This window comes from Halopseudomonas sp., assembly GCF_036960865.1.
In the GTDB taxonomy this organism is placed as follows: Bacteria; Pseudomonadota; Gammaproteobacteria; order Pseudomonadales; family Pseudomonadaceae; genus Halopseudomonas.
The window spans coordinates 262,496-283,204 of the sequence record NZ_JBALWE010000003.1; the positions used below are offsets into that span (position 1 = coordinate 262,496).

Genomic DNA, 20,709 nt, shown 5'->3' on the forward strand with positions numbered 1-20,709 from the left:
CTTCGTAGTAATTGGTAAACAGCAGGACGCCCGAGCCAGAAGGCAGGCCAAATATCACGCAACTGGTCTTACCAATACAAGAAAACCCCGCATCGACTGCTCGATGCGGGGTTCGCCAGCGCGCCCCAGGCCGTCACGGCTAGCACATGGGGCGACTCTTAAAGCTACTCAATAACCGCGCAACAGCGCAAAGCGGTTGGCGTGATAACGATAGTCACCAAACAGCGCCTGCACACAGCGCGCGCGCTTCATGAACAGACCGATATCAAACTCATCGGTCATACCCATGCCACCGTGCATCTGTACCGCCTCATTGGTCGTCAGTTCAGCCACTTCGGACGCCTTGGCCTTGGCCAGACTGACCAGCATGGCCGCATCGTCAGCGCCGGCATCCAGCGCCATCAGGGCTTTCAGCACCACGGATTTGACCAGCTCCAGTTCGCTGAACAGGTGCGCGCAGCGATGCTGCAGCGCCTGAAAGGAGCCAATGGTGACACCGAACTGCTTGCGCTCCTGCAGGTACGCGACGGTACGCCCGAAGGCCTCTAGTGACAGCCCCAGCAACTCGGCCGCCAGTTGACCGTTCACCACATCCAGCGTCAGCTGCAGCGCAGCAAAGCTCTGGCCTGCCTCGCCCAACAGCGCGTCTGCGCCAACTTGCACTTGATCAAAGGTGACCACGGCCGCATTGCGGCTGTCGGCCATGCTGACGCGCTCAACGCTCACACCAGCGGCAGCGCGATCAACCAGCACCAGGCTGATGCCCTCGCGCTCGCTATCAGCGCCATTGCTGCGGGCCGAGACAATCAGCTTGTCGGCCACATGACCATCGACCACAAACTGCTTGCGTCCGGTGAGGACATAACCGTCGCCCTTGGCCTCCAGACGAGTGGTTACCTGCGCCGGGTTGTGCCGCGGGCTTTCATCCACGGCCAGCGCCAGCAGCAGTTCGCCGGCGGCAACCTGGGGCAGCAGAGCTTCCTGCTGCGCAGCAGAGCCGGCCAGCATCAGCGCCGCCACGCCGCCCACCGCAGTGGACAGCAGCGGCGAGGCGCTGAGATTGCGACCTGCCTGCTCCGACACCTGCCCCATGCCCACGTAGCCAAACTGCGAGCCACCGAGTGCCTCAGGAATCAGAGTGCCGACAAATCCCATCTCGACCATGCTCTGCCACAACTCACGGGAAAAACCGGTTGCATCGTTGCTGTCGCGCAATGCTCGCAACTGGCTCACCGGCGCGCTTTCGGCCATGAAGCGGGTGGCCGCATCCTTGAGCATTTGCTGTTCTTCGTTCAATACCAATGCTGACATGACGTGGTCCTCTAACCGTTACTGGAGCCCGAGAATGTTGCGGGAGATGACGTTGAGCTGAACTTCGGTGGTGCCCCCCTCGATGGAGTTGCCCTTCGAACGCAGCCAGTTACGCGGGATAGCGCCACCGCGGTGCGTCTCCCCTTCCCACACCAGACCGTCACTGCCATGCAGTGCGACCAGCAGCTCTTGCCGGCGCTTGTTCAGCTCGGTGCCGTAGTACTTGAGCATGGCCGAGGCCGCACCCACGCCCTGCCCGGCCTTGGCCTCGTCCAGCACGCGCTCTGCAGTCAGCGCAAAGGCTGCCGAATCCAGATCCCAGCGCGCGAGTTCACCGCGCAGCAGGTCGTCAGCCAGCTTGCCACCGTCTAGTCCGATGCACTCGACGGCGACCTGCGACAGGGTTTTCTGACCGGCGGCGGTGCGGCCCATGCCACCGATCATCTCGCGTTCGTGGGTAAGCAGGTACTTGGCGATGGTCCAGCCGGCATTGATCTCGCCGACTACCTGATTTTTCGCGACACGCACGTTATCCAGAAAGGTTTCACAGAACGGCGAGCTGCCGGAAATCAGCTTGATCGGTCGCGTGCTCACACCGGGGGTGGTCATATCGAACAGCACCAGACTGATGCCCAGCTGCTTCTTGGCCTCCGGGTTGGTGCGCACCAGACAGAACATCCAGTCGGCCTTGTCGGCGTAGGAGGTCCAGATCTTCTGGCCATTGACGATAAAGTGATCGCCCTCATCGACCGCACGGGTCTGCAGCCCGGCCAGGTCGGAACCCGCACCCGGCTCGCTGTAGCCCTGACACCAGCGAATCTCGCCACGTACGATGGGTGGCAGATGCTGACGCTTGAGCTCTTCGGAACCGAACTTGAGAATCGCCGGGCCGATCATCCACACCCCAAAGCTGGACAGGGCCGGGCGCGCACTGATGCGTGCCAGCTCCTCGCGTAGCACCTTGTGCTCCTCCTGCGACAGGCCACCGCCACCGTATTCGGCGGGCCAGTCAGGGGCGGTCCAGCCTTTGGCAGCCATGCGCTCAAGCCACAGCTTCTGGTCTTCGCTGGCGAAGTTGAAGTCGCGCCCGCCCCAGCATTGATCGGCTTCGCTGGTCATGGGTTTGCGCATGCTCTGCGGGCAGTTTTCTTCCAGCCACGTGCGGGTCTGCTGGCGGAAGGCTTCAAGATCAGCCATGGGTATTCTCCTTGTTCTTGGATAGATAACGGAACACAGCTGCCCCCAAAGATACTCCCGCCAGGCCCTGGCTGGCTCGGCCTTTGGTCGGCGGAATAAGCCCCTATCAGTGGGGCTGATGGCAGCGAGTCGTCGGCCTAGGATGGCAGACGCAGGCGGCGATACTGACGTGGGGCCATGCCCTTCCAGCGCTTGAAAGCGTGAATGAAGTTGGATAACTCACCGTAGCCCAGGCGCTGCGCCACCGCTTCAAGGGGCAAGCCTTCCTCAGCCAGCAGCTCGTCAGCCAGCGCCTGCCGGCTCTCGTCCAGCAACTGACGAAAGCTGACCTGTTCAGCGGCCAGCTTGCGGCGCAAGGTGCGCTCACTCATGTGCAGACGCGCCGCCAACTGCGGCATGTCCGGCAGTTGCCCGGGCTGGCCGAGCAACAACTCGCGTACCTGGGCCGCCAATCCGCCCCGTTGGCGGTGGCGCTGCAGTACTTCACGGCACTGCGCTTCGCATAGCTGCACGGCGGCGGGGTTGGCGCCACTGAGCGGGCGGGCCAGCAGCTCGGGGTTCAGGGCAATACGATTTTGCGGTTGCTCAAAGCAAGGCAGGCAACCGAGCGCCCGGGGGAACCAGGCCAGCGCTTCCGCCCCAGGGCGCGGCATGCGCAGAGCTACCGCCAGAAAGGGCGCGGGCTCACCGGTCAGCTCTTGCTGAATCAACGCGATGGCCGCGCAATCACGCAGCAGCACAAACTCGCGCAGGCCGTCAGGTACGGCCTGGGTCTGTAGCTGCAGATACTCATGCTTCGCCTCGCTGATCAGCTCGATACGGTTGAAGGCAAAAGTCAGGTCCAGATAGCGTAGCCCCAGCTCCAGCGCTTCGCGCAGGCTGCCGCTGCTGAGTAGCGCATAGCCCCAGATGCCGTAGTGCGCCAGTTGATAGCGCATTCCCGCTTGCAGCCCCAGCGCGGGTTCTGCGGGCAGCAAAGCCAGCAGATTGGCGATAACCTGCAGCTCCTGTGCGGCCTGCACCTCCTGCTGTGGGTTGGCCAGCGCCAGCACACTCAACCCCGAACCCTGCAAACACTGATCCAGCGACAACCCCTTGTCGGTGCCCAACTGCGCCAGCAGCTGCACACTGGTAATTCGCCGCACCTCAGGCCATGGCATGTTGTACATGGAAGTCTGTCCGAAAATCACAATTTATTGACCGACTATGCCATAAAACTGCTCCCAGGCAAGCGCTAAGATGCAACTACAAAAAGGAGCAAAACAATGTCCAAGAATAACTCCAACCGCCCTGTTCTGGGGGCCATCATCGTCGGCAGCGGCTTTGGCGGCATTGGTATGGCGATCCAGCTTGATCGCGCCGGCATCAGTGACTTCCTGATCCTCGAGAAGGCCGGCGACGTGGGCGGCACCTGGCGCGACAACCAGTATCCCGGCGCCGGTTGCGATGTCCCGTCGCACCTGTACTCATACTCCTTCGAGCCCCGCACCACCTGGCCACACAAATACGCTCGCCAACCTGAGATCCATGACTACATCCAGCACTGCACCAACAAATACCAGCTGCGCTCGAGGCTGCGGCTGAATTGCGACGTAAGCAGCGCCGAATTTGATGAAGCCGAGGGCCATTGGAACGTGACCACGGGCGCTGGCGACACTTTACGCTGCCGTACGCTGATTACCGCTTGTGGGCAGCTCAACCGACCACTGATGCCTAACCTGGACGGTATCGAGAACTTCGCCGGAACAGCCTTCCACTCGGCCCGCTGGCGGTCCGACGTCGACCTCGGCGGCAAGCGCGTAGCGGTTATCGGCACTGGCGCCTCGGCCATCCAGTTTGTGCCGCAAATAGTGCCGCAGGTGGCCAGCCTGGACCTGTTTCAACGCAGCGCGCCCTGGGTGATTGCCAAGGACGACCGCGAATACGACGCAAAGAAACGCGCACGCCTGCAGCGCTTTGGCTGGCTGCACCAGCTCGACCGCGCCTGGCAATACTGCAGCCACGAGGTGCGTGCATTGGGGTTCGTCTACTTTCCCTCGCTGGTAAAGCAGTCCGAAAAGTCGGCGCTGAAACACCTGCACCAGCAGGTCGACGATCCGCAGAAGCGAGCCGCCCTCACGCCAGACTACCCGATGGGCTGCAAGCGAATCCTGATCAGCAACAACTATTACCCAGCTCTGGCACAGGACAAGGTCAGCCTGGTCACCGAGGGGATTGAATGCGTGGTCCCAGAGGGGATAAAAACCCGCGATGGCCAGGTGCACCCCGCTGATGTGATCATCTATGGCACCGGGTTCGCCGCCACCGAGTTTCTCGCTCCTATCCGCATAACCGGCCTGCAAAACCGCGACCTCAACAGCGCGTGGCAACACGGTGCTGAAGCCTATAAAGGCATTTCGGTGAGCGGCTTCCCAAACCTGTTCATGCTCTACGGGCCCAACACCAACCTGGGGCACAACTCCATCATTTACATGCTGGAAAGCCAGTTTCGCTACATAGTCCAGAGCATACAGACCCTGCGCCGCCGCCGGCTGCGTTACCTTGATGTACGCTCCGACGCGCAATCAAGCTACAACCAGCGCCTGCAGGACAGCGCCAAACGTACCGTCTGGGCACAGGGCTGCAACAGCTGGTACCTGACCGCAGAAGGAAAACAGACCGTCAACTGGCCGGGCTTTACCTTCGCCTACCGCCACCAGACCCGTAAACCCAGACTGAGCGACCATGACTGTGTACGTTGACCACTATTACGAAAGCAGCGCGCAACCCCGTCTGCGCAGGTGCTTGCGCACCGCACTGCGCTGGTTTTTCCGCGGCCTGGTACGGCCACCAGTGCCTATCGCACTGCAGCGCCTGGTGCTCTCGGCACTGACCTTCAGCATGCCGCTGGCGCGCGGCGTCACCCGCAGCCGCGAGGTCATTGCCGAGCGCCCCTGCGAGTGGCATCGCCCGGCCGAAGGAGGCGATGGCCGCGTGCTGCTGTATATCCACGGCGGCGCCTTTCTGATCGGATCACCGGCCACCCATCGCAGCCTGTGCTCGGCACTCGCCAAGGGCGGGCAATGGGATCTCTGTGCTATCGACTACCGCCTGGCTCCCACCTATACCACGCCCGCTGCACGCGATGACTGCGTCGCCGCCTACCAGGCATTACTCACCCGCGGCTACCAACCCGAGCAGATCACCCTGGCGGGTGACTCGGCTGGCGGCAATCTGGTCCTGGTCACCGCACAGCGGCTGCAGGCCTTGGGATTACCGCTGCCGGGCTCCCTGGTGTGCTTCTCGCCGGTCACCGACTTTACCGGCGAGCATCTGCATAGCCCACCGGCCGGCGACCCGCTAATTCACCCGACTTGGATGGACCTGGCCCGCGACGCCTACTGCCGGCCCGGTCAGGACCGCACCGACCCCGAGGTATCCCCACTGTTTGGTAACCTGCAAGGGCTGCCGCCGTTACTGCTGCAAGTGGGTGAAGATGAGCTGCTACTCAACGACAGCCTGCGCCTGACCCAAGCCGCCCGCGCCAAGGGCGTGCAGGTGAGACTGGAACGCTACAAGGGGTTGTGGCACGTATTTCAGGCGCACACCGGTTTATTGCAGGTGTCCGACGAAGCGCTGCAGCGGGTGGTGGAGTTTGTCCGAGCGCCGCGTTGACACCCTTCGCACCGTTATGGACAGCGCTACCACTACCGGGAAACAGCCAGCTCAACGCATTTAGCTGGCTGCGGACAATGCGATTTGCTCCGCTGGCACACACCAACAGCTCCGGCATTACTAATAGCAACGCCAGAGCACGGCAAAAACAGGCAATCATTAAACTGACAATTACCAGCTCTCAAAGGGGATGCTGTGAGTATCGAGGTAGTGCTGCGCATGTTCGCTGGGCGGGCGATAATATTCGCCTCCTGACTTGCCGCCATAGGGGCCTTTGGGCTCCACGACGCCTTCGAATCGGCCAATCTCTATTGGCTCGAGGCAAGCACCGGTCAGCCACGCTTTCGCGATACCGCCCGGAGCCAAGCCCAGAGTAATAGCATAGCGGTAACCCGTTATGTTTTTACCATCGAAGCGGCAGTATGCCGGGTGTCCAGTGACCATCTCCTTGCGAACCCATTCGGGAATATCAATACGCACGTTATACGTTTGCGGCTCCACCAGTGACTGCCAGCGCACAAAAATATAATAAGGCAGGTCGATGCCTCTCATCGGTCGAGTTGCCCCAACTCCGGGACGAGCAGGCCAACCAACAGGATTACCTTTATTTTCCGGCGGGTTCTGTATTGATGAGGTGCCACCATGAACTCGTTCATAGGCATAGCCGCGTTGATCCAGTACATCAACACTCTCTACCCAAACCTCCATGTAGTTAGGCGCCAAGAGCCCAATCTCCCAGGTTCGGTAAGGTAGTTCAGGCGCGTTCGGATGCTGCGACTTCCCCGCTCCCGCACACGCAGCCAGCATCATCGAGAGTGTTAGTGCGATGAGTTTTTTACCCACTGTGGACAGCCTTGCCATTACTGATCCTTATACACTGCGCGTTTGTTATCAGTACGCGGTTTATTCGGGAAAAAGCCCCACTGGGCATTCCAGTTGGCTGAAGCATGTATATAACGGCCATGTAAATAGCGCTTCTCCCCATCGCTCAAAACTGCGTTTTCGCCCTCCATGGCTGCCGCTATGACTTTGTCAGCAATGGGCTGCAAATCAGAAGGAATGGAGAATCGGCTATCCTGCCCGTTGAGAGAGTCGAGCGGCACGTTGCTTTCAAGGGCTTTCGCATGCATTACGCGCAGCGACACCCTCGACAACTCTCCCCGCACTAACCGATCCATACTAAGCATCAGCAATATATCCCCTTCGGCCCCTTGCCCTGTCTGCTTATGATGATCCCGCAGGAGCTTGAGCTCCTGCTTGATGAAACGGCCATTACCGGGCAGCCCTTTTGCTCGAAATGCAGCTTCCGCCGCCTCTCGTCGCTGCCAGGCCGGTGAAGCCTGCAGCCGCGCCCTGTCAATTCCGGCCAGCGAGTAGTAATTGCCGCGCACCAGTTGCGGCCGCCCAAGCAATAGTCTTTCCCGAGTAACACTTGGGTAGCCGCCGCCTAAATTGGAGTGCACACCAGGCAAAACAATCTCTTCGTGATACTCCGGGTTAACGCGGTTCAAACTGAAGTTATGTCTATGCTCATCCGCTGCTGTGAGGTGCACTACCTTGTTGGCGCGACCCCGTGCAAGGTGCAGATTAACGCCGGGGTTCTTAGCGTCACCAACGCTCAAATGGCCCCGCGCAGGGTCGGCTATGGCAGCGACGGTATCGAATATGCCGATAAAATTGATGCTTGTGTGGGCAGCCCAATAGAAACCGGGAGCAAGCGCCGGCAAAGCACTGTCGATATGCCCTGACATCACTCCACCATCCGGCTGCAACAGTTCGTTGGCAAAGTGCCTAGCCGCCGCCGCACCACGACTAAAACCAAATATATCGAAGTTTACTTTCTCAATTAGAACATCGGGATTGCTATCCAACAACTCGCGCAATTTCTTAATAAGAAGATCAGGACACTGTTTTACTCTCTCCGCAACGCCCGTCTCACCCTGACCGAATGCATAGCCTGTAAGCGAATCTTTTTCACCACTCGATGTGCCAATGCCATCAATGTAAACCTTGATACTTGCCTCGCGAGCATCCGGGTTTATTTGCATATCCACCTGATCACGGTACAAGTCGTACAGCAAAGCCACATTGCTAGCTTCGTTGCCAAAGCTGTTATCCGGCATTGCGTTATAACGCCCATCCTCGCTGAAGTCTGAATAACCTTCGGCCTCACAGAAGTCGCGAATGGCCTCCAAGGTCGTCTGGTCGAACTGATTCAGATCCTCCTGCCTGCACTGCGCGGTAAAAGCAGCGTTGTTCATATTGTTCAGCGTGCCATCGAAAAACATCCCCACTCGCAACGTAATGCGCTGTTGCAGTGGCAGCTCCTGCTCGTCTTCTTCCTCCTCTTCTTCGATGGAAAAGGGGAGCGCATCATTACCTGTACCCTGGCGCAACTGGCCAGGGGGTGCACCGCCACCGGGTGCGCGCAGACTGCTGGCACCACCGCCCGCGCTAGACGAAGCGACCGCCCCACCAATGATCACAGTGCCCGAGCCGCCGATCACCACATCACCGTGACTGCCGGTACTGCCGAGCACCGCTGCCGGGCGGCCGTTGATCAACACATTGGGGACAACGGCACCGACCAAGGCACTGCCACAAGCGGTAGTGTCACCCAGTCGCGCAGCCGGCAGGCCATCGAACAGGACATCTGCTGAACCGGTGACAATGGTGTTAGTACCGTGGCCCTTCTTCGGACATCGGGTTGGATCGCCCTGACGGGCTGCGGGCTTGCCTGACATGCCATGCTCCTTTGGCGACTATCACTCCTGTGAAGCCTGCAGGCTAGGCAAGGCGAACATGTCCGGCAACGGGTTTGCCGGTGGGATGTGAACTGGTGCATGCGCGGCGAGCCACTTGGCGTGCCAGCCAAACGCAAGGAGAGCATCAGAAACGCAAAAGGCCCATCCGAAGATGAGCCTTTGCGTTAATTCTATGGTGCCGGCACCAAGAGTCGAACTCGGGACCTACTGATTACAAGTCAGAGGGTCCACCAATAGACGGACATAGCGAATTATCCTTTAACCTATACAAATCAGGCATTAAGCCTTAGCATCGCCTATCTTAAATTCTATCTCAATTGACCAAAATTGATAGCCAGTGCTAGCCCCGCGCTAGCCCATTGGATAGGTAAAAAAATGAAGAAAAAGGAAATACTAAAATTTTCTAAAAAAGCTCTGCTCGCCCTCACGCTACCACCCAAAGGGAAACGCATAACGTTTTACGACTCTGAAACCCCAAAGCTAGCAATCCGTATTACTTCCTCAGGCTCACGAACTTTCACCGTCGTCAAGCGCGTGGGGGAAAAAACAGCTTGGATAAAGCTTGGTCGCTTCCCCGAAATGACCGTAGAACAAGCTCAAATCGAAGCGCTAAAAGTCCTGGGAGAATTTTCTCAGGGCGCAAACCCAGCAACCGCCCGTCGAGCGCTGAAAAAAGAAAAAACCTTCACCGACGTTCTTGAAGATATGCTCGAAAATAAAATAAAGAAGGACGGCTCAAAAATCCAAGAGCGTACGAAAAAAGACTACCGCGACACGGTTCGCCTTCACGTGAAAGGGGTAGCAAATCTTAAGCTTTCAAGTATTTCGTCCAGTGACGTGAAAAGCATACACCGCATTACAAGCGCAAAAAGTCACCGTCAGGCCGATAAAGCTGTAGCGATAATTTCATCCGTTTTCAGTTACGCCGATGATGAGGGATATTTCAAAGGCGAGAATCCTGCCAGCAAAGTTCAGAAAAATCATGCTCCGACTAGAGAACGTTTTGTCCAATCAAAAGAGCTTCCCTATCTGTTCCCTGCACTAGCGGTATCAAGCATGTCAGACTATTTCCTGATTCTGCTACTCACTGGAGCCCGCCGCTCAAATGTTCAGTCAATGGCCTGGCGAGATATTGATTATGAAATGGCCATTTGGCGAATTCGGAAAACTAAAAATGGAACCCCTCAAAATGTCACTCTCGCACCTGAAGCCCTGGCTATTCTGAAAGCCAGGGAGCACACAAACCCACCCTCGGAATTCGTCTTCCCCAGCAGCAGCGCGACAGGCCACATCGTAGAGCCAAAAAAAGCCTGGCTGAATGTATTAAGGTTAGCCAGCCTTCATTGCCTTCTAGACTATTTAAAACTAAAAGGACACATGACCGAAAAGGACTACGCAGATGCCCAGGCTCTCATCATCACAGCTCCAAAAGAGGCTTACAAAAAATACCTAGCCGTGGCTGACGCACTAGACATCGATCCAAGCCACTACGACATGACCGATCTGCGGATGCACGATCTGCGACGAACCCTGGGAAGCTGGCAGGCTCGCGCCGGAGCATCGCTCACCATTATTGGCAAATCCCTAAACCATAAATCAATTCAATCGACGGCTATATATGCGCGTTTGGACCTTGACCCGGTGCGTGAATCCGTCAATGGTGCGGTAAGGGCCATGATTGGCGCTTCAGGTTTACCAGACGCCTCAACTAGCGACTAAGGAAGGAGAACATGAAACAGGATAAAACGTCGACCCTCAGCGAAACAGAGCTATATGATGCATTGTTAAATACACTCAATAGCCTTAGAGAAAAACCAAAAGAGCCACATTTGCTAGCGACCGGGATATGCCAACGCGTGGGCTGGAGAGAAACTTACAAAAAATGCTACGGCATAAGTGAAGCACCCGCGATTCAACTCGAAAAAATAGATACATATATCTCGACTTTAAAAGCCGCTAGAAAAGCTTGGTCTGCTTTACCGAAAGAAACCCGCGAGTTACTCGGTGAATTTATAGCGTCCTCAGATTCAACGTTACTTCCTAATCAAACTATCGCAAAGCTCTCATCCGTTTTCTATTCTGATAAATCGAAACTCAACGAGTGGCGTACCAACGGGCTCGCTCATGTCGACAGCTGGGGAAGCGAATTGGAAATGCTGGACCTTCTCCTAGAGTCAGCAACCCAAATTAGAGGCACAATTATAGTTAAACTAGTTAGAGCCGACAGCACACATATTGGGCTTGTCGCAAATATTGCAAGTGTGTGCGAAGATCACGGGATAAAGATATCAAGCAAACCGCGCAGCGTATTCACAAAAATAATCCTAACCGTTTTCCCCGACATGCTGGACCCAAGCAACCTAATCAAGAATGCTATCTCGATAAGAAAACTTGCAACAGACCAATACAAATCAGCTCCCGTGTAGTTCCAATCTAACTTAATGGGGGGATGCCTTTAAGTTATTAATGTAGTTTCTCATCCCTCCCTGAGAACCCCAAGCCTCGTCAGTATATCTCCATCGAAACCAAACGATGGAGATCACATGAAAACCGCAGCTGAAATTAGCTCAATTAAGAATGAAATCTTAGCTGGCTTATCTATTCACCAGCGAGAGCCCATCCATGTAAGCGATAAGGATGCGGCTACTGTATTAGGCGTAAAACCCCAAACCCTTGCAGCATGGCGTTCGACTGGTAGATACGATTTACCCTATTTCAAAATCGGGCGGAAAGTTCGATATCGTATCACTGACCTGGCAGAGTTCTTAGCCCGCTCCATCTTAAAGCACACTGCTTGAAGGCACCCATGATGACAAAAGATCATTATAAGGGTCGTCTTTTTGTTGCGCCCGATTTGAAGAATCTACCACCAGCCGGCACTCTATCCCTCCAGTATGTTGGGCTGGTAGCGAGCCAAATCGCTTATCATTTTAAAACAAACCAAATTACGGTTACAAAGGTTAGCAATAACATGTTCACCGCAAGCGCTGGGTTTTATGGACTAACAATTGAAGGCACAACCGAAGACTCGGCAAAAAGAAAGTCCGTATGCTTTAAATATTGGAAATCAAAGCTGGAGAAAGCCGCAAATATGGACAGGCTAAACTGGGAAGCAGAGCGCAAAATTGTTGGAGGCCCCGGAAAAGACAATCACCAAATTTATTGTTCCGATGTAACTCTCAAGCGATATAGAGAGAAAGCCGAAAAAACCTTGGAATCCTTAAAAAGGATCAGCATAGTTAAAACTACAACCGGTGAAGTATTTTCAATGGCCGAACTTGCGAAAAACTCCGCCTCACGAAGACTAAGCGAACTTTATTTTGTCGCGAAAAATCTTGAGTCGATGGCTAAAGAAAAGGGACTTTCCTGGATTTTCGTAACGTTCACCGCCCCGCCGGAATTTCATCCGAATCCATCTCATTCAGCCAGCCGGTGCAGCTACAACAAAGAGCTTGGCCTTAAATCCAGCCACAAGTATATCAGTACCGCATGGGTCCGCATTAGATCGTATTTAAGCAAAAACGGCTTAAAGTTCGGCACTGACTCTTGTTATGGTTTTCGAACCGCCGAAACTCATAAAGATGGAAGCGTCCACTGGCATCTGCAAGTTTTTCTAAAATCAAGTTCTTTGAAACTATTTAGAAGGTCTTGTAAACGTGAATTTCCGAGACGTGCGCAAGTTAAAATCGTTGTAGGCGATGACAGTAAAGGCAGCGCTTCGGGTTATATTTTTAAATATCTAATGAAGGATATTGACGTCGCAGAGCTACCAATCGGCCCAGAGCACACACCTTCCGAAAAAGAGCAAGCCGACGATGGGCAACGCGAGCAGCAGGACTTGGCGTCAATCCGAAATAGCTCGCGGGTAAAGGCAGTCCTGCGCGCCATGAATATTCGCCAGTACCAGCTTTTTGGAATCGGCGGCGCCATGACCCTGATACGCGAGATTAACAAAATCGATTTCAATATTTTAATGGGTCCCCATGAGAGGTTAGTAGAAGCTGTGAAAAGGGAGGTTTGGCGAGCCCCAGAGGGCTTAAAGAACCTCTTTTTTCTGCGTAATGACCTGGGCCGTTATCACGACTCCCTCGGCCCCAGGAAGGTTGATTCCCAAATAGAATTGATCAAAGAGGCTACGGAATCTCGTTACGGCGAAAAGAGAAAAAAGGTTGTCGGGGTGGTCATCGGCCAGCACTCGTTTGGGTCAAGTGGCACATACGTGGTACTAGCAAAATAGCCCAAACACCACCGACAGCTAGTTACAGTTACTCATAATTATCCTAGGGCACACTCGCGTGTGCCTACCCCCAAAAGAGGAATCACCCATGCATGAATCTCAATTTGAAAAAACCCTCTCTGACATTTGTCGTTTTTTCGACACAGAGTGCAACACCGCAGAATGGTTTGCGCAAGCCTATGTGTCCTGGTACCGGGGGAAAAGCGAGGTAAATCTTGAAGGGGTGGAATCGCTCGACAGGTCAAACTTGAGCCTATTTTTTAAAATGCTTCAGCTTCGGAAAATGCCTGGCTGGCGCGACTCACGTCTTTATGAGACAGAACGCTACGCCATTGATCTTTTCGATCTTTAATAGCTAACTGGTCAATAGTTAATGCGGGAAGCTGCCAAAAATCTTCTCCCCTTTCTCTAGCGAGGCCTTGGCGCCAAATTCAAGGCCCTTATTCTTGAGTATTTAAGTTCTTCATCCGCATTTTTTTGATGAAGGGCAAGAAGCCGCTCTGCTGACTCTACTTTTGCGGCAGCGAGTTCAAAGTCGTATTTGCGGTGGGATAATTCCCTACGCATATCCTGTAGCGTCTGCTCCCCTTTCTCTAGAGCCTGCCTTCTGCGTTCCAGGTCGGCTGTCGCCAATCTCATTTTATTATTTCCATCTTGGCTCGCCTTTTCTCTTGAGATTATGGCCTTTCTATTCAGCGAGGCTATTTCAACGCGCTTTTCGTTGAATGCATGTACCTCCATAGCTTCTTTCCAGCAAGTAGTTTCGTAACCAGCAGCCTTGGCTGCATAATCGGCTGCTCTCAGTTTGGGAGCGGCACCTTCTTTAACTAGCTGTGAATAGAATTGCGATACCTCACTATGCTTAGCTTTTGATCCCTGTATACCACGCAACAGCCCTCTGGATTTTCCACAGGCCTCATAAAAGCTGTCTTGCATGTCTCTCATCTTCTGGGGACCGCCCAAGAAATCTCTAGCAGAAAGACGCCCATCACTAGTAATGGGGGTTATATATGCAACTAAATGGGGCGTAGTTTCATCAAGGTGAACCGCAGCCGAAATAATGTTATCTGATCCATGCCTGTCAGACAGCCAGGAGAGCGCATCCTTAAAATACCCAGACCCATGGTCATCCAGCTGCCCACCATGGCGCCTAAAGGCCTCAGGGGAAGCCGTGATCAGATATTCGATGCATACTACTGAATCCTTCCGACGCTTAGCAGGAAGTCTGTCATGTATCAGGCCCATTATTTCTTTGCTGCTTTTTCCCTTTAACAGTATATTTTTTGGGGTCAGGTCTGGGGCGGCATTAGGTGTAGGTAACTCTCTAAAAGTATGCGCTGCTGACCGTGAAACAGAGCCTAACGTTTTATGCTTATGTGCGCGAATGATTGCAAACATATTTCACCTCGGCTCACATGAAAAGTCTTCGTCTATCTCTGATCGATGACGTCTCTTCTTAGTTGGCGTCGGTTCTCGCGCTATCTCAAGGTCCTGACTCTCTTCCTCCGCCGCGCCAGAGGAAGTATCAACCAACATTTTAAACGCAGCAATAATTGGCTCTAAATGCTCAGCACTTGCCAACAAAGCTTGATCTGAGGTTGTCAGGTCATGCTGGGTTATGGCCCCGCCCCATACTTCTAGTTCGCAAACAGCATTCCAACAATGTAAAGGGATTTCGCGCCTATAGACCTTGCATAAAACACCAAGCATATTTAGTGGAGGCGACCATTTAATAGCTTCGTTCACGACTTCTAATAATTGGTCGTACGAAAAGGCCTGACCAACCGCATGCAGGGTTTTTCTTTCAGTCTTTGTGATAAATCTGGTTTTGTTGTTCATAGCGTTTCTCCGCCGCTTATCTGTATATGTACAGTATATTTGGGGAGTGTCTTTGAGTGCAATTGGTTTGCCCAATCATCAATGTGTAACCCACTACACATCGCAGGCGATGGTGGGCAGCTTAGCGCTGGCAAAACATAAGTGAGGTTAATCAGGCTAAGCAGAATGAATGCGGTCGCGCCCAACGACCACAATCAACCCATTGTAACTAATACGTAGCAGGGGCTTCGAGCCAATTATCGGTAATTTTCTTGTAGGCTTCTTGAAGGTCGTGTCTTCCGCACAGCTTATTATCGACCAAATGCTCGTACGCCCGGTTGAACGCCTCTGCGAGTTCTTCTCGACGAAGTTCCGCACAGAACACACAAAAGAAGTCATGTATATCGACAACAGCCAAGTCAAATTCAAGACTACCAATAAAATTCATTAAGCTAGTTGCGGGGTGAAGATGGGCGTCCTGCCTTACATTCGCAGCGATAATGACGTACTTGGAGAGACCTCCTTTCCTCGCTTTTTTCCCAAAATCAGCGAGACGGTTTTTCCAGTCATTACGCACCGTAACCTCATATGCCGCTACCAAACCTCCTTCCCTGAATTCTTCGATATCCCCAACGGTTCCGTCGTAAGTGTCAGAGGCATGAGGGTGATGCGTCGATACTGTATGCCCATATCTTTTCCGATGAACTTCCAAAAAAGCCGCGACCAGGAATTGTTGTATGTGCCCTTCAGAGGGGACTGCAATTATCCTCTCACACAGGTCTAGACATCTTGAATAGGAAAGATAGCTGGACGGCAATGGCGGGAGTGCTTGTGGGACCACTCTAGATTGCGCCATTTTCCAAATCGCGTGGTTCAATAACACCTCGCGTTGCTGTGCCGTAAGGTCGACCAGGTCAGCGAGGTACGAGGAAAACCGAGGATCGTCAGATAAAATAACCGACCCAACACTTCCTTTCCAACCTAAATTTTCGCCAAATGCGGTGATGTTTTTATGTAGTGACACATACCGATCAGTCAAAGCTCCGGCTAAGCGCTTATCCCCGTGTTTACCTCGAATACCCACCGGGACCTTACGATAATCCCAATTCGATTCTATCAAGGAGTAGGCTGCAAAAAAAATAGAGGCGAGGCGGACGCTACCTCCATTTTTTTCCATCTGCTCATTGTAGATACCTTGTATTTGAGTAGATGCAGGCGCACCTAAGGCCCCTCCAGCAATGATCACATCCAATCGCTCTATAATCATTTCTACCGCTTTTTCAACGCTTACATTCCTTGGCATAAAAATAATTCGCCTTGTGTATAGATACATTCATTTTTGGGCGCTAGATATTCTTGGCCCAAACGGCATTGAAGCTGATCGTATACAGCGTTGGCGATAGCGAATGCCAAGGTCGGAGGCACTGCATCACCAACCTGTTTATATTGCGCAGAGCGCTTACCCGAAAATTGCAGGTCAGCCGGGAATGTTTGTATCAACGCGCATTCTTGGACGCTCAGCCTACGAGCTCCTGGGAAGAAACCTGAACGGGGCGCGCCGCCTGCCCTCAGATGCGAGTGATATTCAGGCACCATACCAAGGGTGTCGATCCAATGAGTTTTATGACCACCTGATGACGCTAGAATGGTGTGACAGGGACCGTTGGGATCGATTGGACGCCCCCCTCCGTTGAATACGTGACCAGCGTAAGGGCTAAGGCGCAAATCTGGAGACTTTGCGTACACCACGGGGCAGTCTGGCGCCTCTCCAAGTGGCTTGGCTCCAAGCGCCTCAAAAGCACTGACGTGAGGCTTCCCCGCAAGCGGTCCATGGCTGGGAGTAGGAAACATGAGCGGCTTATCTTTACAACCGAGGATGAAAAGCCTTTTCCGTTTTTGGGGCACTCCGTAATCGGCCGCGCTAACGATTGCCCAGTTGATGTAATACCCACAGCTAGCCAACTCCGTTAGAACTTTATCGAAGTATGGCCGGGTACTTTTGGTGATCAAGCCAGGCACATTTTCCATGATGAATGCCCCCGGCTGAACCTCCCTGAGACAGCGAATGAACTCGGGAATCATGTCCCTTGAGTCACTGGCAGCCTTCCGAAGCCCCCCAGTGGAGAACGGCTGACATGGCGGTCCACCAGCAACCAAGTCCACTCTCCCCTTATAACGGTCGAAGGAAACCGTCCGGATGTCTTGATTGAAATGCTCTGACTCAACGTCATGGGAGATGTAGGTCAACATTGCATCTTTGTTGAATTCGACATTAGCGATGACGTTGAAACCCGCCAGCTTCAACCCAAGAGAGAGGCCGCCAGGTCCAGAAAAAAGGTCAATAACGTTCATACTAAGGCAACCTTTAGAAAAATACCGATCTCAGCAATACACAGCGGGTATCTTTAAGACCGCATCATAGGCAGAGCTTACCACCCGTAGTGCGAGCGCCATAACCGCTTCGGTTCGATGTACCGTTCATAAAGGGACGTGGCAAGCCATTCTGGCCTCTTCGTGAGTCCGCTACCTGATAGGCGTCTAATTCCTGATCGTGAGAAGGAATTCTGCACAAGCAAGAGGAGGCAGGGTAAGCAAGAGGTAGCCAGCGCTAGCCCAGCGCTAGCCCGCTTTGAAAACAAAAAAGGCCTGCATCTCTGCAAGCCTTAATCTATATGGTGCCGGCACCAAGAGTCGAACTCGGGACCTACTGATTACAAGTCAGTTGCTCTACCAACTGAGCTATACCGGCGCGGGGTGCATTATATATCGCTAAATTTGTGTGTAAAGCCATGGGGCCGAAGAGTTTGCATTTATATGGCATTTTCCTGCCTGAGAAGACCACATGTCACTTGTGCATGACTTTTCGCTAAACACTTGACTTAGCGCCCGCAAGCTGTTGTTTTCGCGCACTTATCAACCTTGATCAAATTTCATACGCAGACCGCTACGGCACGCCGTTTCTCGCCTGTAGCGGGTTACCACCGTGTCATCAACACAGTTATGCACAGTAGCCGTGGATAACCACAACGGCGCACAATCTGTGGATAACTCTGTGCACTACCCGTTCACAGTCTGGTGATGACCTATGGGTTCTGTTTTTCCGCCAGCAGCAGCAAATTACGCGGAGTCAGGCTGCTGGGGCAGAACTCGCCCAGTTGTACCTGATATCCAGATTCCTGCAGGTACAAGGCACGATCCAGTAACAACCAGACTTCCAGTGGACGACGGAACAGCCCGCGCAACAGTTCAAGATTGCGCACTTGCGCCAGGCGCTGCCAACCGCGCTGCTCCAATTGCGTCCAGCTGTTCGGTTCCGCCAGTTGCAGCTGATGGTACGCCGCCAGGCTGCGGCAGAAGCCGGCAACACCTTGCGCGGTGCCTCCCGGAGGTTTGGAGGGGGTAGGCAGGTAGCTGTCGACTCCCCTTGCCTCCCGCTGCCATAGATCGAACGCCAAGCGCCAAGCCATGGAGCGATCGCGCTGCTGCCGCTCACGCTGACCAGCAGTGACCGTTTCCTGCAGGGGCAACGACAGGTCGTCCCTACTCACTTGCAGTTGCGCGACCTTGGCTGCGCTGGAAAGCGGTTGGTAATGCGCGGATGCGATGCGGTTATAGCAGCAAGGTGACAGCGCCAGCTGCCGACACTGGTTGGCAACCACTTGCTGCAACAAGGTCATGTGCAACTGGCCACAGGCATGCAAGGCAACGAGGGAATCGCCGCAGGTCAGATGCTCGACACAGCTCGGCGCCAGCACGTCTACTTGCCGATGCTGCGCAGCCACCGCCAGCGTCTGGCTCAATGCGGCACCGGCCTGGCTCAAGGTGTCATCACGCTCCAGACAGATCAGCGGTTGCCCACCCTGCCATGCCAAAAGGCGCCCAAGGTGGCCCTTGCCGGCACACCAGTCTACCCAACGTGTTGCAGGCATCTGCAAACCTGCACTGGCGACACCGGCAAAGTGGGTTATCTGCTGCCACTTACGGCCGGGAATGTGACGGTACAAGGGTTCTGGCAGATGCTCTGCCGACGCAGCCTGCCAGCGGGGCAGTTGGCTAAGCCGGGCCGACTCGACGGCGAGTGAAGCAAAGGGCTCTGGCGCCGGCAATTGTTGTGGCCGGTGGTGCGCGGCTTCGGCGTCGGCGAGACTACGCTGGCGCAGCCAGTGCGCCAGCTCGGGCCAGTCCGCCTCCCAGGCCAAGCTCAGCTGGGTAAAGGGTTTGGCGCGCCACAGCGCCTGATGCTGGTGCAGCCACTGATCCAGCTCGGCAAAGCGCGCCGCTAAGCTCACCGCTGCGCTACTCAGCGCGCCTGCCGGCTGGCGTCCACCTTGAGCCAGCGCTCAACCAGGCGAAACAGCTGGGTAAACACCAGGGTGATGATCAGGTACATGACACCCGCGACCATGAAGAACAGCTCGTACTCGTAAGTGCGCGAGTTGATGGTACGAATCACACCCATGATGTCCATCATGGTCACCGTGTAGACCACAGCACTGGCCTTGAGCATCAGGATCACTTCGTTGCCATAGGCTGGTAGACCGATGCGAATCGCCCGCGGCAAGATGATGTGCTGCAGTGCCTGACGCCGTGACATACCCAGTGCACGCGCCGCTTCGACTTCACCTGGCGGTACCGCTTGAATGGCGCCGCGCAGGATCTCGGCGATATAGGCAGCGGTATGCATGGTCATCGTAATCAGCGCACACCAGAAGGGCTCACGCAGGTAGGGCCACAAAAAGCTGTCGCGCACCGCCTGAAATTGCGAAATCCCGTAATAAACCAAAAACAGCTGCAGCAGCAGCGGAGTGCCACGGAAGAAGAAGATATAGCTGTAAGGCAAGGCACGGATATACCAATGTCGAGAAGCTCGGGCCAGACCCAGCGGGATGGCCAGAAACAGGCCGATGATCACGGCCAGGCCAACCAGTTGCAGGGTGACCAGGGTCCCTTCCCACAGCTGCGGCAGGAAGCGCTCGATCAGCGCCCAGGTTTCCGCCAGGTTCATAGCTCCGTCCTCACAAATCCACGGTTTGCACGTCGTTCAAACCAGTGCAGCGCGCCCATGATGAAGACCGTGAGAAACAGGTAGATACCCGCCGCCAGCAGATAAAAGGTAAAAGGCTCCTTGGTGGCATTGGCCGCCGCCTGCGCCTTGCGCATGATTTCATCCAGCGTAATCAGCGACACCAGCGCGGTATCCTTGAGCAGAATCAGATAGAGATTGCCCAGCCCCGGCAAGGCAACACGCCATAGCTGCGGCAGGGTAATACGGTAAAAAATCCGCCAGTTCGACAGCCCCAACGCCAGTCCGGCTTCCTTCTGCCCTGCCGGAATCGCCAGCAGCGCACCACGAAACACCTCGGTAGCATAGGCACCAAAACACAACGCCAATGCCAGAGTGCCGGCCACGAAGGGGCTGAGTGAGAGCCGCGGATTGCCGAAATGGGCACCGAGCGCATTGAATGCCGAAACCGTACCGAAGTACATCATCAGCACCCAGACGGTTTCCGGAATACCGCGCACCACGGAGGTATAAAAGCCGCCAAGTGAGCGCGCAAAAACATTGTTCGAAATCTTGGCAGAAGCGCCAAGGAGACCGAACACCAGGCCGACGGCGACCGCCGCCAGGGACAAACGAATGGTCATCCAGGTCCCTTCGAGCAGGGCTGGACCGAAACCTTGTAAATCAAGCATGGGCATTTTCCAGGCCGAGCCCCGCAGGGCCCG

General features: G+C 54.7%; 19 protein-coding genes and 1 tRNA gene. 7 read left to right on the forward strand and 13 right to left on the reverse strand.

What is annotated here, in order from left to right:
- Positions 1-168: 168 nt before the first annotated feature.
- The 3 genes from V7747_RS05755 to V7747_RS05765 all read right to left on the reverse strand — a co-directional run bounded on the left by V7747_RS05755 (position 169) and on the right by V7747_RS05765 (position 3,677).
- Positions 169-1,311: an acyl-CoA dehydrogenase family protein gene (locus V7747_RS05755; protein WP_335615099.1), complete on the reverse strand. Its 1,143-nt coding sequence runs from the start codon at positions 1,309-1,311 to the stop codon at positions 169-171.
- A gap of 18 nt (positions 1,312-1,329) precedes the next feature.
- On the reverse strand, positions 1,330-2,508 hold the full coding sequence (locus tag V7747_RS05760) for an acyl-CoA dehydrogenase family protein (RefSeq protein WP_335615100.1): 1,179 nt from the start codon (positions 2,506-2,508) through the stop codon (positions 1,330-1,332).
- Positions 2,509-2,645: 137 nt separating this feature from the next.
- Positions 2,646-3,677, reverse strand: coding sequence for an AraC family transcriptional regulator (locus tag V7747_RS05765; protein ID WP_335615101.1), 1,032 nt, complete (start codon positions 3,675-3,677; stop codon positions 2,646-2,648).
- 96 nt (positions 3,678-3,773) lie between these two features.
- Here V7747_RS05765 and V7747_RS05770 point away from each other — a divergent pair, with 96 nt between their 5' ends.
- Both V7747_RS05770 and V7747_RS05775 read left to right on the forward strand, forming a co-directional pair.
- Positions 3,774-5,249: a flavin-containing monooxygenase gene (locus V7747_RS05770; protein ID WP_335615102.1), complete on the forward strand. Its 1,476-nt coding sequence runs from the start codon at positions 3,774-3,776 to the stop codon at positions 5,247-5,249.
- A complete protein-coding gene (locus V7747_RS05775) occupies positions 5,233-6,162 on the forward strand; it encodes an alpha/beta hydrolase (protein WP_335615103.1) in 930 nt (309 codons plus the stop codon). The genes V7747_RS05770 and V7747_RS05775 overlap by 17 nt, the downstream gene beginning before the upstream one ends.
- Positions 6,163-6,333: 171 nt before the next feature.
- Here the strand turns inward: V7747_RS05775 and V7747_RS05780 are convergent, their stop codons facing one another.
- Complete coding sequence (locus V7747_RS05780) at positions 6,334-7,023, reverse strand: DUF2931 family protein (RefSeq protein WP_335615104.1); 690 nt, start codon at positions 7,021-7,023, stop codon at positions 6,334-6,336.
- Complete coding sequence (locus V7747_RS05785) at positions 7,023-8,906, reverse strand: PAAR domain-containing protein (RefSeq protein ID WP_335615105.1); 1,884 nt, start codon at positions 8,904-8,906, stop codon at positions 7,023-7,025. Before V7747_RS05785 ends, V7747_RS05780 begins: the two co-directional genes overlap by 1 nt.
- A 396-nt stretch (positions 8,907-9,302) precedes the next feature.
- Here V7747_RS05785 and V7747_RS05790 point away from each other — a divergent pair, with 396 nt between their 5' ends.
- The 5 genes from V7747_RS05790 to V7747_RS05810 all read left to right on the forward strand — a co-directional run bounded on the left by V7747_RS05790 (position 9,303) and on the right by V7747_RS05810 (position 13,516).
- Positions 9,303-10,646 (forward strand): tyrosine-type recombinase/integrase, encoded by a 1,344-nt coding sequence (locus tag V7747_RS05790; protein ID WP_335615106.1) that lies wholly within the window; start codon positions 9,303-9,305, stop codon positions 10,644-10,646.
- Between the two features lie 11 nt (positions 10,647-10,657).
- Positions 10,658-11,353 carry a hypothetical protein gene (locus V7747_RS05795; protein WP_335615107.1) on the forward strand — a complete coding sequence of 232 codons (696 nt, stop codon included), beginning with the start codon at positions 10,658-10,660 and terminating at the stop codon, positions 11,351-11,353.
- Between the two features lie 117 nt (positions 11,354-11,470).
- Positions 11,471-11,725 carry a helix-turn-helix domain-containing protein gene (locus V7747_RS05800; RefSeq protein WP_335615108.1) on the forward strand — a complete coding sequence of 85 codons (255 nt, stop codon included), beginning with the start codon at positions 11,471-11,473 and terminating at the stop codon, positions 11,723-11,725.
- Positions 11,726-11,733: 8 nt separating this feature from the next.
- Positions 11,734-13,164 (forward strand): replication endonuclease, encoded by a 1,431-nt coding sequence (locus V7747_RS05805; RefSeq protein WP_335615109.1) that lies wholly within the window; start codon positions 11,734-11,736, stop codon positions 13,162-13,164.
- An 88-nt stretch (positions 13,165-13,252) separates the two neighbouring features.
- Positions 13,253-13,516, forward strand: coding sequence for a hypothetical protein (locus V7747_RS05810; RefSeq protein WP_335615110.1), 264 nt, complete (start codon positions 13,253-13,255; stop codon positions 13,514-13,516).
- Positions 13,517-13,572: 56 nt separating this feature from the next.
- Here V7747_RS05810 and mobV read toward each other — a convergent pair whose 3' ends face one another.
- The 8 genes from mobV to V7747_RS05850 form a co-directional block, all read right to left on the reverse strand.
- Complete coding sequence (gene mobV, locus V7747_RS05815; RefSeq protein WP_335615111.1) at positions 13,573-14,562, reverse strand: MobV family relaxase; 990 nt, start codon at positions 14,560-14,562, stop codon at positions 13,573-13,575.
- A gap of 3 nt (positions 14,563-14,565) precedes the next feature.
- Positions 14,566-15,003, reverse strand: coding sequence for a hypothetical protein (locus V7747_RS05820; protein WP_335615112.1), 438 nt, complete (start codon positions 15,001-15,003; stop codon positions 14,566-14,568).
- A gap of 208 nt (positions 15,004-15,211) precedes the next feature.
- A complete protein-coding gene (locus V7747_RS05825) occupies positions 15,212-16,285 on the reverse strand; it encodes a hypothetical protein (RefSeq protein WP_335615113.1) in 1,074 nt (357 codons plus the stop codon).
- The gene (locus V7747_RS05830; protein ID WP_335615114.1) at positions 16,270-17,334 is read right to left on the reverse strand and encodes a DNA cytosine methyltransferase; all 1,065 of its coding nucleotides are present in this window, start codon (positions 17,332-17,334) and stop codon (positions 16,270-16,272) included. The genes V7747_RS05825 and V7747_RS05830 overlap by 16 nt, the downstream gene beginning before the upstream one ends.
- Before the next feature lie 321 nt (positions 17,335-17,655).
- Positions 17,656-17,731 (reverse strand) — tRNA-Thr (locus V7747_RS05835).
- Positions 17,732-18,065: 334 nt separating this feature from the next.
- A complete protein-coding gene (locus V7747_RS05840) occupies positions 18,066-19,271 on the reverse strand; it encodes a methyltransferase (RefSeq protein WP_335615115.1) in 1,206 nt (401 codons plus the stop codon).
- A gap of 11 nt (positions 19,272-19,282) precedes the next feature.
- Positions 19,283-19,987 (reverse strand): ABC transporter permease, encoded by a 705-nt coding sequence (locus V7747_RS05845; RefSeq protein WP_335615116.1) that lies wholly within the window; start codon positions 19,985-19,987, stop codon positions 19,283-19,285.
- Positions 19,984-20,676, reverse strand: coding sequence for an ABC transporter permease (locus V7747_RS05850; protein ID WP_335615117.1), 693 nt, complete (start codon positions 20,674-20,676; stop codon positions 19,984-19,986). Before V7747_RS05850 ends, V7747_RS05845 begins: the two co-directional genes overlap by 4 nt.
- Positions 20,677-20,709: the final 33 nt, after the last annotated feature.

Bases quoted from the DNA above. Each gene is read 5' to 3' on its own strand.
- V7747_RS05755 (WP_335615099.1), bottom strand. From the start codon at position 1,311: ATGTCAGCATTGGTATTGAACGAAGAACAGCAAATGCTCAAGGATGCG.
- V7747_RS05760 (WP_335615100.1), bottom strand. From the start codon at position 2,508: ATGGCTGATCTTGAAGCCTTCCGCCAGCAGACCCGCACGTGGCTGGAA.
- V7747_RS05765 (WP_335615101.1), bottom strand. From the start codon at position 3,677: ATGTACAACATGCCATGGCCTGAGGTGCGGCGAATTACCAGTGTGCAG.
- V7747_RS05770 (WP_335615102.1), top strand. From the start codon at position 3,774: ATGTCCAAGAATAACTCCAACCGCCCTGTTCTGGGGGCCATCATCGTC.
- V7747_RS05775 (WP_335615103.1), top strand. From the start codon at position 5,233: ATGACTGTGTACGTTGACCACTATTACGAAAGCAGCGCGCAACCCCGT.
- V7747_RS05780 (WP_335615104.1), bottom strand. From the start codon at position 7,023: ATGGCAAGGCTGTCCACAGTGGGTAAAAAACTCATCGCACTAACACTC.
- V7747_RS05785 (WP_335615105.1), bottom strand. From the start codon at position 8,906: ATGTCAGGCAAGCCCGCAGCCCGTCAGGGCGATCCAACCCGATGTCCG.
- V7747_RS05790 (WP_335615106.1), top strand. From the start codon at position 9,303: ATGAAGAAAAAGGAAATACTAAAATTTTCTAAAAAAGCTCTGCTCGCC.
- V7747_RS05795 (WP_335615107.1), top strand. From the start codon at position 10,658: ATGAAACAGGATAAAACGTCGACCCTCAGCGAAACAGAGCTATATGAT.
- V7747_RS05800 (WP_335615108.1), top strand. From the start codon at position 11,471: ATGAAAACCGCAGCTGAAATTAGCTCAATTAAGAATGAAATCTTAGCT.
- V7747_RS05805 (WP_335615109.1), top strand. From the start codon at position 11,734: ATGATGACAAAAGATCATTATAAGGGTCGTCTTTTTGTTGCGCCCGAT.
- V7747_RS05810 (WP_335615110.1), top strand. From the start codon at position 13,253: ATGCATGAATCTCAATTTGAAAAAACCCTCTCTGACATTTGTCGTTTT.
- mobV (WP_335615111.1), bottom strand. From the start codon at position 14,562: ATGTTTGCAATCATTCGCGCACATAAGCATAAAACGTTAGGCTCTGTT.
- V7747_RS05820 (WP_335615112.1), bottom strand. From the start codon at position 15,003: ATGAACAACAAAACCAGATTTATCACAAAGACTGAAAGAAAAACCCTG.
- V7747_RS05825 (WP_335615113.1), bottom strand. From the start codon at position 16,285: ATGCCAAGGAATGTAAGCGTTGAAAAAGCGGTAGAAATGATTATAGAG.
- V7747_RS05830 (WP_335615114.1), bottom strand. From the start codon at position 17,334: ATGAACGTTATTGACCTTTTTTCTGGACCTGGCGGCCTCTCTCTTGGG.
- V7747_RS05845 (WP_335615116.1), bottom strand. From the start codon at position 19,987: ATGAACCTGGCGGAAACCTGGGCGCTGATCGAGCGCTTCCTGCCGCAG.
- V7747_RS05850 (WP_335615117.1), bottom strand. From the start codon at position 20,676: ATGCTTGATTTACAAGGTTTCGGTCCAGCCCTGCTCGAAGGGACCTGG.